The organism is Paenibacillus marchantiae (assembly GCF_028771845.1).
GTDB lineage: Bacteria > Bacillota > Bacilli > Paenibacillales > Paenibacillaceae > Paenibacillus > Paenibacillus marchantiae.
Window position 1 is genome coordinate 928,473 of record NZ_CP118270.1, and the last position, 13,332, is coordinate 941,804.

The window sequence follows — 13,332 nt, forward strand, 5'->3', positions numbered from 1 at the left end:
CCTCCTATTTATGTTGAATTTCGCGCTTGTTCAGCTCTTCCAGCTTGGCGGCCAGTGTTCGGCAGATTTCCTCCAGCGGTCCAGGCTGACAGAGGTCTTTGTGACGGCAAGCGATATCATGACGTTCCAATTGGCCCCCGATATACGCATTCCACATTTCCGGTTCAATCGGGTCAAACCAGTCCGGAATAATGGTGGAACGGAAGAAGATCAGATCCCCCTCGAATCGGGATGGCGTATAGGCCCCCAAGATCCGTACGGAATTTTCATAGGTCTTCCGCAGCTTCATGATCGTATCTTCGTCCAAACTTGCCAGTGCACTGCCCTCACTGCGCAATATGCGCATAGCCGTTGCCATATCCAGCGGCCCATCCCCAATGCTGTCCGGATCATAACCACCCAGTGCAAGCAATGCCGTTAAGGCTTCTTCCTCATCCGGTTCTCCGCGAATCGGCAGATAGTGGCTCGGATACGCATCCAGCATGGCGAGAAACTCTACTTCTTCCCCTTCCAATTGCAGTTGTACCGCCATAGCCTGGGCTACGTTGCCTCCGAGAGACCAGCCCAGCAGACGGTAAGGTCCCTCAGGCTGTACCGAGCGGATATGGCGGATGTAGTCTGCTGTCATATCTTCCAGTGTAGACGGAAGTTCCTCAACCTCAGCAATGCCTCTGGCCTGTAACCCATAGAGCGGATATTCCATGCCCAGATGTTTCATCAGCCCGGCATAACACCAGCTAAGTCCTCCTGCGGGATGGACACAGAATATAGGCAGATGCTCCCCATGCGTTCTGAGCGGCAACAGCACTTGAAGCGAGCTTTTTCCGGAATCCGAATCCATCTCCAGTCGCTCCGCCAGTCCCGCTACGGTAGCTGTTTCGAACAAAATGCCGATCCCCGGCTCCCTTCCCATCGCTTCACGAATGCGACTCATCAAGCGAACAGCCAGCAGCGAATGGCCACCCAGCTCGAAGAAACTGTCGTCGATACTTACACTGCGCATGCCCAATACTTCGGCAAACAAATCACAGAGGATCTCCTCCTGCGGGTTACGAGGCGCTCTGCCACCTGTCGTTAATTGCATTTCCGGTGCGGGTAGTGCCTTGCGATCGAGCTTGCCATTCGGTGTAAGTGGCAGGCTCTCCATCGCTACAACCGCAGATGGAACCATATAATCCGGAAGGCTAGCAGACGCATGACGACGCAAGGCAGTCGATTCCGGTATCGTCCCTGTGTCCGAAGCCGGAACGATATAAGCTACAAGACGTTTATCCCCCGGCTGGTCCTCACGGACAATTACAGCAGCCTGGGCCACGCTTGAATGCCTTGCCAGCACCGCTTCAATCTCGCCAAGCTCAATGCGGAATCCCCGTATTTTCACCTGCTGATCCGCCCGCCCCAAATAATCAAGCGAGCCATCATGCAGACGCTTCGCCAGATCTCCTGTCCGGTACATACGCGTGCCTGGTGGACCGTATGGATCAGCAACGAATCGCTCAGCTGTAAGATCAGGTCGATTCCAATAACCACGAGCCAGACCTGCTCCGGCTACATACATCTCTCCGGTTACTCCTGTTGGTACAGGCTCAAGTTGATCATCCAACACATATACCCGAAGATCCGGTATGGCGCATCCAATCCAGCTGCTCGCGCCTTCCGTAGAACTGCCTGCATGCAGTTCCTGGTAGCTGACATGAACCGTCGTCTCAGTGATGCCATACATATTGATGAGTCTTGGCGCATCATCAGCATGACGTTCATACCAATCATCCAAGCGCCCAAGCTCCAGTGCCTCGCCTCCAAAAATGACATAACGGAGTGCAAGCTGCTGTCCCCAGGCCGGATTTTCCCTGTCAGCCTGCATAAGTTGGTAGAATGCGGATGGCGTCTGGTTCAATACGGTCACCTTTTGCTCAGCAAGCAACTGCAGGAACGTTCCAGGTGAACGGCTAATCTCATGAGGAACAACGACTAATCGCCCTCCATGCAGCAGCGGTCCCCAGATTTCCCATACGGAGAAGTCAAATGCATAGGAGTGGAACAAGGTCCATACATCACTCGCGTCAAAATGGAACCAGTGCTGCGTGGCATCCAATAAACGGATGACATTGGCATGCGGAATAACGACCCCTTTAGGCTTGCCTGTCGAACCCGAGGTATAGATCATGTAAGCCGGGTTCAGAGGTGTTACACGCCCATTGCGTTCACTATCCGCAGGGTTTCGATCATCCAGCATCTCCAATTGCTGCAAAGTATGCAAATCGTCCATATTAATACACTGAATTTCTGCCACCTGCGGAAGCAAGGTGTATACCTCTGTACTTGTTACCATTACTTTCGGTGCTGCATCTGTCAGCATATGTGTCAACCGATCTGCCGGATAATTGGGGTCAAGCGGCAGATAAGCGGCTCCTGCTTTTAGCACAGCAAGAATACCCACAACCATTTCAACGGAACGAGGCAAGGCTAGCGCAACCATTTGTTCCGGTGCCACGCCTTGACCGATCAGTAATCTGGCAAGCTGATTGGCTCTTGCATTCAGCTCCCTGTAATTCAAGGTGATATCCTCACAGGTCATGGCAGTCGCTTCCGGATGAGCAGCTGCTTGTATTTCAAAGCGCTCGGCTATGGTCAGTTGTGCATCCTCACTCAGCGTAAAGAACCATTCTTTTTCAAGCTGGGCCTGCTCTGTTGGGGTCACGACATGAAATCTGCTGATTCGCTCATCCAACTGCTGCACTGCATCTTCAAGCACCTGCATCAATCGGACCACAAGTTCACCTGCAGTAGACTCCCGGAAGAGATCTGCACTATATTCCAGCACACCTTCAATTCCGCCTGGAGACCCGTTATGCTCACGCTGCTCTGTCAGCTCAAGGGTTAGATCAAATTTGGATGAACCCACACCATGAATGCGGGTTTCCGCCGCAATATCCGGTAGATCAAGACGAATATCCGGTGTATTTTGCAGAACAAGCATCACTTGGAACAGCGGATGTTTGGAACGCGACCGAGGCGGATTTAATACTTCAACCAACCGTTCAAAGGGCAGATCCTGATGTTCATATGCAGCCAGGTCGACTTCCCGCACACGAGCCAGCAGCTCACGGAATGTTGGATCACCTGAAGTATCTGTGCGCAGCACAAGGGTGTTAATGAACATACCCACGACTTCATCCAGCGCATCATCGCTCCGTCCGGCAATCGGTGTTCCTATCGCGATATCCGTTCCTGCACCCATTCGGGTAAGCAGCAAGGACAGTGCCGAGTGCAGCACCATGAACAGGCTGACTTTATTCTCACGTGCGATGATCATCAATTGCTCATGCAAACGTTGACTGATCGTAAAAGGCACTGACCCACCGCGATAACTGGACACGACTGGACGTGCGTAATCCGTAGGGAATGTAACCTGCTCCGGTAAATGGGCCAGCTGGTTGCTCCAGAATTCCATCTGTCTTGCAATCAGACTGTCCTGCTGGTTCTCATTCCCTAGCAATCTCTCCTGCCACACCGCATAGTCGGCATATTGAATGCGCAGCGGCTCCCAGGCAGGTGAAGAACCCCGCAAGCGTGATGCATAAGCCACCGACAGATCGCGGATGAGCGGTGACAATGACCATCCATCCCCGGCAATATGATGCAGCAACAACAACAGCACATGCTCATCAGCGCCGATTCTGAACAACTCGGCACGAATGCCTGGTTCAGTGGAAAGCTGGAAACTGTAGCGTGACGCTTCTGTCAGAAGCTCGGGAAGCTCCTGCTCCGTAGCAGCGGTTATATTCAATTTCACTTTGACGTCAGCAGCATTCAGAATATGCTGGCTCGCAGAACCCATTTCAGGCGGATACAACGTTCGTAATGTCTCATGACGGTCTACAATATCCTGCAGGGCGTTCTCCAGAGCATCCGTATCCAGCTTCCCGGCCAACCGGGCAACCAGCGGAATGTTATACGTCGGATTGGCGCCTTCCAGACAATACATGAACCACAACCTCCGCTGGGCAAAGGAGAGCGGAAGCTCCCCCTGACGTGAAACAGGCTGAATAACAGGTCTCACCGATTTCGCCTGATCCAATCGTTTGGCTAGGCCTGCGGCGGTTGGAGCTTCAAATACACTGCCAATCGTTAGATCTGCACCGAATACATCACGGATACGTGCTGTAATTCGTCCAGCCAGCAGGGAGTGCCCACCCAGTTCAAAGAAATCATCGTCAATGCCCACACGACCAACACCAAGAATCTCAGCGAACAGACTGCACAGAATTTCTTCTTGTGGCGTGCGCGCCTCCCGTCCATTGGCAATTGACAGCAAAGTAGGCACAGGAAGCCGTTTGCGATCGATCTTTTTATTCGGTGTCAACGGCATCTCGGGCAGTAGTGTGAATGCAGCAGGCACCATGTAATCCGGCAACGCATCCGCCACGTAAGCTCTTAGTTCTGCCAGATCCATACGATTCTCAAGTTCAGACTCACCCACTACGTACGCTGCCAATCGCTGGTTTCCCGGTTGGTCTTCGCGAGCCATGACCGTGACCTGAACTACGCCAGGATACCTGGAGATTACCGATTCAATCTCGCCCAGTTCTATCCGGAAACCTCTAATTTTGATCTGATGATCTGCACGACCCAAATAATCGATAGAACCATCCGGCAGCCATTTCGCCAAATCTCCTGTACGGTACATCCGACTGCCTTGCTGACCGAAGGGATTGGCTACAAAGCGTTCTGCGGTCAGATCAGGCCTGCCCAAATACCCGCGCGCAAGCCCTTCGCCTGCGATATAGAGTTCCCCTACTACACCCGAGGGTACTGGCTTTAAGCCTTGATCCAGCACATATAGCTGCGTGTTGCGAACCGGACCACCAATCGACGGTTTCCCCATCACCCCTGTGTCGAACGAGGCAGCCGTGGAATAAATAGTCGTCTCGGTCGGGCCGTACTGGTTATTGACGTGACACCCCAGTTCCTGTAAAGAAAGCTTCAGTTCCTCCGTCAGCGCCTCTCCTCCGGTAATCACGGTTAGCCCATCGAATCGCCCTGGGCGGCTCGTCACCAAAGACTGCCATAACGTAGGCGTAGCCTGCATGATGGTGGTTCCCAGCTCTCTCATCTTCCCAGCCAGAGCTACCGGATCAAGAATCGTCTCTTTGTGTGCAATATCCAGCCGGGCACCCGTCGTAAGCGGCAGAAATACTTCCAGTACGGATATGTCAAAAGCAATCGTAGTCACCGACAGCCAGTGGTCCTGCGGACCAACCTGTAGTCTCGTCTTCATATCCTCAAGCAGATTCGCCAGCCCCAGATGGGTTACGGCTACGCCCTTGGGCTTACCTGTGGAGCCTGAAGTGTAGATAATATACGAAGGATTGAGCAGAGAAGCTGTACTTGTCAGATCATTACCTTCGGGATTACTTCCAGGCCGGCGACTCACTGCCGTAGCAGTATTCGGTTCATCTATGACCATCATCGGTACACTGGATGTTGTCGGCAGACTGGAAACATGGTCCATCACCGTCACCACACAACCAGGCTTAGCATCATCCAACATGTAGATCAGACGCTCTTCGGGATAGTCAGGGTCAAGCGGCAGATAGGCGGCCCCCGTTTTGTGGACAGCCACAATGGCGATGACCACTTCCAGCGAACGAGGCAGAGCAATGGCCACCCGCTGTTCCGGTCCTACCTGATATCGGTGAATCAATTGATGAGCCAACTGATTCGCCCGTTCATTCAGCTCCGCATACGTCAGGGAGGCCCCTTCGAACGTCAGCGCCGTTGCAGAAGGTGTGCGGCGGACCTGCTGTTCAAACAGTGCTGCTGAATTGCTCTCGGCTGTTAGCCCTCCCATTCCATTCCAGTTCACCAATACTTGCTCACGTTCGGCAGGGAGCAGCAATTCCAGTCGTCCCACCGTTTCCGTCTCCATGCCTTCCTGCATAACCAGGTTCAGCAGCTGCATATATCGAAGCTGATGGTTCAGCAGTTCGGAATCATTGTAGATAGACGGATTCGCATCAAAATCAATACTCAGCCCATGACCATGCCCTTGGTCCACCACATGAATGGACAGATCGTCTACCGGGCCCGTGGACAGGTTGTGAATCATGCCGCGCTGCCCTGCAAAGTTTAATTCATGGTGGAATGGCATGACATTAATCATGGGTCCGAACAGGCGACGATTCTCTCCAAGCAGCTTCAGATCACGCCGCAGATCCTGATGCCGATAGCGTTGATGTTTTCGTACCGCCCGAATCTCCTGTACAACCTGTCTCAGCAACTCTGACACGGTCAGATCCGACTCTACGTTGAGACGCAGCGGAAGCACATTCATGACCATACCCGGAACCCGCAGGGATGTTGATCCCAAACGGCACATCACGGGCAGGGCCAGCACAACATCGGTCGCCCCTGTCATTCGGTGAACGTAAATGGACGTTGCCGCTACAAACAAATCCGGCCAAGTCACACCGAACCTTGCCGCTGCCGCCTGTATTTGCTCACGCTGCGAGTGTGTAAGCAGACCGCTCTGTCTCAGGAAATAGGTAGAGGTTCGCGGAGCCCGTTCCCCCAGACTGACTACATCCGGTTCATCTGCATACCGATCCATCCAGAACTGACGATCCTGCTCTTTGTCCACGGAGCCAAGATAAGCCTCGTCTTCCTGAAGAACGGCCGTCCATGAGCCAAACGATGCCCCCTGCTGCACTTGATCTACAGCTTCTCCTCGTACACTTGCGGAGTATAGGCTCGCCACCCTGCGGGTAATCAGCGAAACGCCGTATCCATCGATTGCGATATGATGAATTCGCTGGTACCAGTAATAACAATCATGGCTTACCTGGAACAACGCCTCCGTGAAGAGTGGACCTGTCGCCAGATTGACGGGATTGGCCAGATCATTTTTCATCCAGGCCAATGCTGCTGTGTGGGGCTCCGATTCCTCCCTCACGTCGATGACATGAAATGTCCAATGATTCGGGTTGCTGTTCAAAGACTGCCATGGGCCTTGTTCATTTTCGCCATAAACCATATTCAGTGATTCTGCTTCCGAAACGGTCTGTCGCACACTTTCTTCGAATCGTCTGGCGTCTACGCTACCCTCGATGACCACATACTCGGCGGTATTGTACATCGGATTGTCCGGATTCAACTGCTGAGCGAACCAGATGCCGGACTGTGCAGAGGACAGGGGCCAAGCCGTGTCCCGACTGTGCGACGTATGCACGGCCCCGCTCAAAAGTAGTCTCCGTTCGGAAGCACCTTATTTTGGGCCTTATCCAGCAATGCTGCCCATGCAGCCAATGTAGGCAGCTCCGCCAGATCCACGAACGTTACCCCCGCTCCTTCCACTCGAAAGCGCTCAGCCAGACTCATAATACGAATGGAATCCAGTCCCCACATCTGAATCAGATCATCGTGCTCTCCAATGTCGGCAGGCTGCTCCTGGAGCATCGCTCCGACCTGATTCCTTAATTGTTCCAACGTGACTAGTTCAACGCCATGACTTCCGTCCTGAATTCGCTTTGCTGCGGATGGCGTTTGTTGCTCAGCCTCTGAAACAGCCACACGAGCAGGTGTAGCATAGGATTGCTCACCTTGCTCACCCGCTTTGGATTTCAGTGCTCCTTCATTTCCGTCAGCGGCAGAATCATTTAGCGATCCAAGTAAACGCCCGGTTGTCAGTGTTACCGCGCACCTTTCTGCTGCATACGTCAGGGCCATGCGATGTTTTTCCGCCGAGAAGTCAGCTACTGCATCCGCAACCAGGAACGCCTGAATGTCTCTCATAAAGGCTTCACAAGAGGTCATCAGACATCCGATATGTGCATAAATACCGCAAACGATCAGTTGATCGCGGCCATCCCGCTGCATTAGTTCAAACAGGTCTGTTTTCTGGAAGGCGCTATATCGCCATTTGGTCATGAACGTATCCTGCGGAGCGGGTGCGAGCGCATCAATAATCTCTTTTTGCACAGGTCCTCCATCAATTCCCGCACCCCAAAAGTCCAGCTGTAACCCACGCTGCTCCGGAGTCTGTCCGCCCGGTTGTGCGGAGTAGACCACCGGAATGCCAAGCTCATGACACTTTGAACGAAGTTGTGAAATATGATCGATCAGCTCCACAACAGGGGATTGCCCTGCCGTAAAGGCGTTCATAAAATATTGCTGCATATCATGAATCAGGAGTACCGAGCGCTTCGCATCCGGTGTCCACATTACCTTGTTGACGGGAAGCTCCGACTCTACAGGCATTGCATAGGGTTGAATCTTTGGAAGTGCCATGAATATCCCTCTTTTCAGCTTTATTTATCACAATCATGTTCATCACTGCGCTGTAATGCTATCTATCAGAAATAACAATTAGGATATGGGCTGTTTAGCCGTAATCATCTCACGCAACGCTTTTTTGCTTACTTTGCCAACTTGAGTTTTGGGAAAAGACTGCACAAACTCAATCCGATCCGGTATTTTATAGCTCGCCAGGCCCCGGTTACGCAGAAAAGATTTCACTTCGGCAGCTGACGGAGCTTCACCGCTCGGCACGATAAATGCACAGGAGCGCTCGCCCAGATATTCATCCGGCATGGATACCAATGCCGCATCATGTACGGCAGGATGGGCCAGCAGATGATTTTCCACTTCCTCGGCAGCCACTTTGTCGCCGCCACGGTTGATTTGATCCTTCGCCCGTCCTTCCACAACGAGATATCCATCAGCCGTAAGACTGGCAATATCTCCGGTACGATAGAAACCGTCCGTGGTAAACGATCTGGCATTATGCTCCTCAGCCTTGTAATAACCACGAATCGTATAAGGCCCTCGTGTCAGTAAATGCCCCGATTGTCCCTGTTCCACATCCATGTCCTCGTCATCCACAATTCGTACTTCATCATACGGAGACATCGGCTTGCCCTGAGTGTTAACAATGACATGCAACGGATCATCCAGACGGGTGTAGTTCACCAGCCCCTCCGCCATGCCGAACACTTGCTGTAAGGTGCAGCCTAGAACGGGTTGGACACGTGCAGCCACCTCGGCGCTGAATTTGGCTCCACCAACCTGAAGCACCTCAAGTGAAGGAAGTTTAACCCCTCGGGTAGCCGCCGCATTCAACCATATGAGCGCAAGTGGTGGTACAAGAGCCGTTATGGTTACCTTATGGCGCATAATGAGTGGAAAAGCTTCATCCGGGCTGGACCCACGTGATAGTACAATGGTTCCACCTGCGTAAAGTGTACCCAGAAAGCCGGGTGAGCTCATCGGATAGTTATGTGCTATAGGCAGAACCGCTAGGTAGACACTCTCTGGGGTAAGTCCGCAGACTTCCACACTTCTCCGCAAACTGTAGATGTAGTCATCATGAGTGCGCGGAATCATTTTGGACAGCCCGGTACTTCCACCAGACAACTGTAGAAAAGCAACATCCGAAGAAACTGGCTCATCCGGCAGTGTGACTGGTGCTGTATAAACATCCTCCAAAGCCGTAAATCGCCCCGCTTCTCCCGCCACGAATACATGCCGAAGTCCCGGAACCTCTGCCTGAACCTCTTCGGCCAGTGTGCGGTAATCAAACCCTCCATCCTGATCAGGTATCACGTATGCTACGGCCTCAGAGAAACGGGCAAAATACGTAATCTCACTCTTCCGATGTAAGGGAAGTGCATATACAGGCAGTGCACCAATGCGGAATAAGGCAAAACACACCTCGATAAACGCCGTAATATTGGGCAGCTGGATAATGACTCGATCATACTGTCGTATTCCTTTGGCATATAAGCCAGCAGCCAGACGATCCACCCGATCGTTCAGCTCCGCATAGGTTAATTGTTGTTCACCACTGATAACGGCTACTCGATTGCCATATAGTTCTGCGCGCTGGCGGAGCATTTCTCCAAACGTAATTCCTTCCCAGCAGCCTTCCTGACGATAACGTTCGGCAACTTCCTCAGGCCAGGCCTGAAATCCTGACAGCATCATTCATTCCTCCTTCATACTGGACACAGATGAATCCAAACCCATGGCGAGCAGCATTGTTCCGAATTTCGCTGAGGTCTCTGCCAGCTCCGCTTCGGCTGTAGAACCTGCCACAATACCCGCGCCAGCGAACAGTTTAAGCGTATTCCCTTCCACTTCCGCACATCGGATCGTTACAGCCCACTCGCCGTCACCCTCACTGTCACACCAGCCCACCATGCCGGTGAATAATCCCCGTTCAAACGGTTCCTGTTCTCGGATGGCTTCCCGAGCGGCCTGTACAGGCGTTCCACAAATTGCTGGTGTAGGGTGGAGAGCAAACGCAAGTTCCAGTGATGATGTGTTCACATTAGCAAGCTCCCCGTGAATTTCCGTAGATAAGTGCCACATGGTTCGTGTTTGGATCAAGGAGGGTTCTGCCGGGACGGATAGCTGCTTACACAACGGACGCAGCGCTTCCGCCACAGCCTCAATGACTACTGCATGTTCATGGCGATCTTTGGCGGAAGCCAGCAGTGCTTTTGCACGGCGACGGTCCTCAGCCGGATCATCACTCCGGGCAGCAGACCCAGCGAGTGGATTGGCTCTCACTTTGGACCCTTTCCGGGTAACTAGCAATTCGGGACTCGCTCCGATATAAGTCCGATGAGTTTCTTTTTCCGCCTCCACATAAGCGCGTTTATTCGTTGTTATATCACCTTTTGCTAGAGAGAGTTTCGTCATCGGAACAGCAAATGTATATCCGTGTGTGTTATCCCTGAACAAATTACGGAGTAACTGATGCGTGTTCACAATCGTCTGTGAAGTCACATGCAGTGTACGGGATAACACCACTTTGTGGAGATCGCCTTGATTCAGATCCATCAAAACGTTGTTTACGCTTTGCTGAAATATGGCTCCGGCAGGTTCTTCACGTACCGCGCAACCCACCGCGGCTGGACGTTTTTCCACCAATGCTCTGGAGTCCGGGGATAGGGGTTCAGCCCATTGGATCTTTTCTGGTACGAATAGCTCCGCAGAAGAATGTATCGGATCGAACGGAATGGCGCCGACCACAATCGGTTTCGTTTGGCCCGAGCGTCTCGCCTTTCCCATCAACTGCTCCATCCGGTTAATGAAAAGCTGCGTTTCTTCATTCCGCTTTTGTTCACTAACATTAACCGCGCCCATGGAGTCAGGTGTATTCCCTTCCGATGCCTCCATGGCAGACCATCGAATTTGTTCCCCTTGAGCTAACAGGGTATGTTGCGGTGAAGACCAGAAAAAGGACGTCCCTTCCTGATATTGTTCCAGAAGGTGTAAGGCGGAAGTTGCAGCAACCGTACCCGCTTTTGACATGATTATCATCTCCTTATCTTGATTCAGGCACCTAGCGTGGCGCCTCCGTCCACACACAAGTTATGCATCGTAATATGTCTAGCCTGATCCGATACCAAAAAAAGCACACTATCCGCTATATCCGATGGTAACGCCAGCCTGTTCAGTGGTATGCCCAGTCGGTATGCTTGCTGGGAACCCGCGATAACGGCCTGTGCTCCCTGCTCATCCGCCCACAATGCACGCTGCATATCGGTATCCGTCGAACCTGGAGATACAATGTTACAGCGGATATGGTCTGAGGCGTATTCAAGCGCCAAACATTTGGTGAACATGGTTGAAGCCGCTTTGGAGGCCACGTAGGCAGACATGTGCATCCGGGGCACGCCAGAAGCATTTGAACCGACAGTAACAATCGCCCCCGACTGACGTTCGGCCATGTAACGCACCACAGCACGTGACATGTAAAATACACCATGTGTATTCACGTCAAAAGTTCTTGTCCATTCTTCATCAGGGAGCTCTCTCACAGCCCCCGTGTATAGTACTCCCGCTGCATTCACCAAAATGCCAATCGGACCTAATGTATTCTCAATACGCTGGATTGCATCTTCGACGAATTGACGATTAGATATATCCACAGGACAGGCTGTTGCTTGATAACCCTGACTATGCAGATCTGTGACCAGTTGATTCAACTGATCCTCTCGTATGTCGACAGCTGCAACAATAGCGCCCTGCTCGGCAAGCAATCTCGCCACGGCTGCACCGATGCCTTGCGCAGCACCGGTGACTACGGCTACTTTTCCATCAATCCCTGTGTAACTCACTCCTGTTCCTCCCTTGCATTACTGCTCCCTCTCCTATTGGAGGAGATATGTTAGCCTGCTGAACACGATTGGATATCCGTAAATCCGTAACATTTCTGTCCACTTGCCTTTCGCCCAATATCACGTACCGATACCTCTGATTGAGAAATACTGTCGTCTCTTTCCTCCTACGACTCCGGGCTGCAGGCAAAACGCATCGTACGACTAATCAGAAACGGCAATACGGATACATGGTTTTCTTCTTCAAACTCGGTATATTTAATGTCCAGACCGGGCTGATTCAGCGCAGACAACCGTTCTGTAAGACTCGAAGCCTTATCATTGTTGCGCGCAGGATGTGTCTTCTCCTGTTCACCCATGCCAATCCACACCTTGACGTTCACGGGATGCTGCTCCAGCCGTGCGACAAATTCCTGTTCCTCCGCCAGCATGACGTTCTGATTCCAGTGAAGCGAAGGGCTGCCCGCAATGTAATAGCGAAAAGCTTCCGGTTTCTTGAACAGCGTATGCAACACGAACAATCCACCAAGGGAATGACCAAAAATAGCCTGTCTGCTCCGATCAATCCTGAACTGCTGTTCCATATCCGGCTTCAGCTCTTCTTCAATAAACTGCAAGAATTCATCGGCTCCACCCTGTTTTGGTAAAGGTGTTCCATCCGAATTCTGGGTATATTCCGTTGTGGTCTGCGGGGTAAAGTCATAGTAACGGTGCGGTGAAAAAGGACCGGCCGTTGGATACCCGATGCCAACAACAATGGCCGGAAGTGCTCCGGTCTTCTCCGGTCTGCGGCCCTGTACACGAACGGCTTCGACCATCGTGCCAAACACCGAGTTGGCATCCAGCAGATAGATCACCGGATATCCCGAAGGCGGTGGTGCTTCTGCCGGTTGGAATACCATGATTTGATAGGCATGATTGCCGTTGCGTGATTTCATGGTCCACTGTTCGGCGCGTGGAATCTGTACGGTACTGCGTGCGATATGTTCAAGGGTGCCAGATGCGGGTTGATTGGGCTGAAACGTCATTACGGATGGTTCCTCCTCGTTGTTCTGCGTATATAGGTTGAATACTGAACTAAATATGTTTTGTATGAGATTGATTCTCATTACCAATTATAAAAGAGTAAATCCGGCTGTCCCATGGACGATATCCAGAAATGATTTTGATTATCTCCATATTCCCACATTTCTGTAACTGACTT

6 protein-coding genes are annotated in these 13,332 nt (G+C 52.0%); all 6 read right to left on the reverse strand.

Translation table 11 applies throughout. The annotated features are described in order from the left end of the window. Positions 1-4 precede the first annotated feature (4 nt). On the reverse strand, positions 5-7,243 hold the full coding sequence (locus tag PTQ21_RS04230) for an amino acid adenylation domain-containing protein (RefSeq protein ID WP_274568935.1): 7,239 nt from the start codon (positions 7,241-7,243) through the stop codon (positions 5-7). Continuing rightward, positions 7,240-8,289, reverse strand: coding sequence for an isochorismatase family protein (locus PTQ21_RS04235; RefSeq protein WP_079697551.1), 1,050 nt, complete (start codon positions 8,287-8,289; stop codon positions 7,240-7,242). The genes PTQ21_RS04230 and PTQ21_RS04235 overlap by 4 nt, the downstream gene beginning before the upstream one ends. A gap of 78 nt (positions 8,290-8,367) precedes the next feature. Then, complete coding sequence (locus tag PTQ21_RS04240) at positions 8,368-9,981, reverse strand: (2,3-dihydroxybenzoyl)adenylate synthase (RefSeq protein ID WP_274570439.1); 1,614 nt, start codon at positions 9,979-9,981, stop codon at positions 8,368-8,370. 3 nt (positions 9,982-9,984) lie between these two features. Further along, the gene (gene dhbC / locus PTQ21_RS04245; protein ID WP_079697550.1) at positions 9,985-11,319 is read right to left on the reverse strand and encodes an isochorismate synthase DhbC; all 1,335 of its coding nucleotides are present in this window, start codon (positions 11,317-11,319) and stop codon (positions 9,985-9,987) included. A gap of 23 nt (positions 11,320-11,342) precedes the next feature. Next, positions 11,343-12,128: a 2,3-dihydro-2,3-dihydroxybenzoate dehydrogenase gene (locus PTQ21_RS04250; protein WP_063565884.1), complete on the reverse strand. Its 786-nt coding sequence runs from the start codon at positions 12,126-12,128 to the stop codon at positions 11,343-11,345. A gap of 167 nt (positions 12,129-12,295) precedes the next feature. Continuing rightward, a complete protein-coding gene (locus PTQ21_RS04255) occupies positions 12,296-13,156 on the reverse strand; it encodes an alpha/beta hydrolase (RefSeq protein WP_064641626.1) in 861 nt (286 codons plus the stop codon). Between the last annotated feature and the right edge of the window lie 176 nt (positions 13,157-13,332).

Bases quoted from the DNA above. Each gene is read 5' to 3' on its own strand.
- PTQ21_RS04235 (WP_079697551.1), bottom strand. From the start codon at position 8,289: ATGGCACTTCCAAAGATTCAACCCTATGCAATGCCTGTAGAGTCGGAG.
- PTQ21_RS04240 (WP_274570439.1), bottom strand. From the start codon at position 9,981: ATGCTGTCAGGATTTCAGGCCTGGCCTGAGGAAGTTGCCGAACGTTAT.
- PTQ21_RS04255 (WP_064641626.1), bottom strand. From the start codon at position 13,156: ATGACGTTTCAGCCCAATCAACCCGCATCTGGCACCCTTGAACATATC.
- dhbC (WP_079697550.1), bottom strand. From the start codon at position 11,319: ATGTCAAAAGCGGGTACGGTTGCTGCAACTTCCGCCTTACACCTTCTG.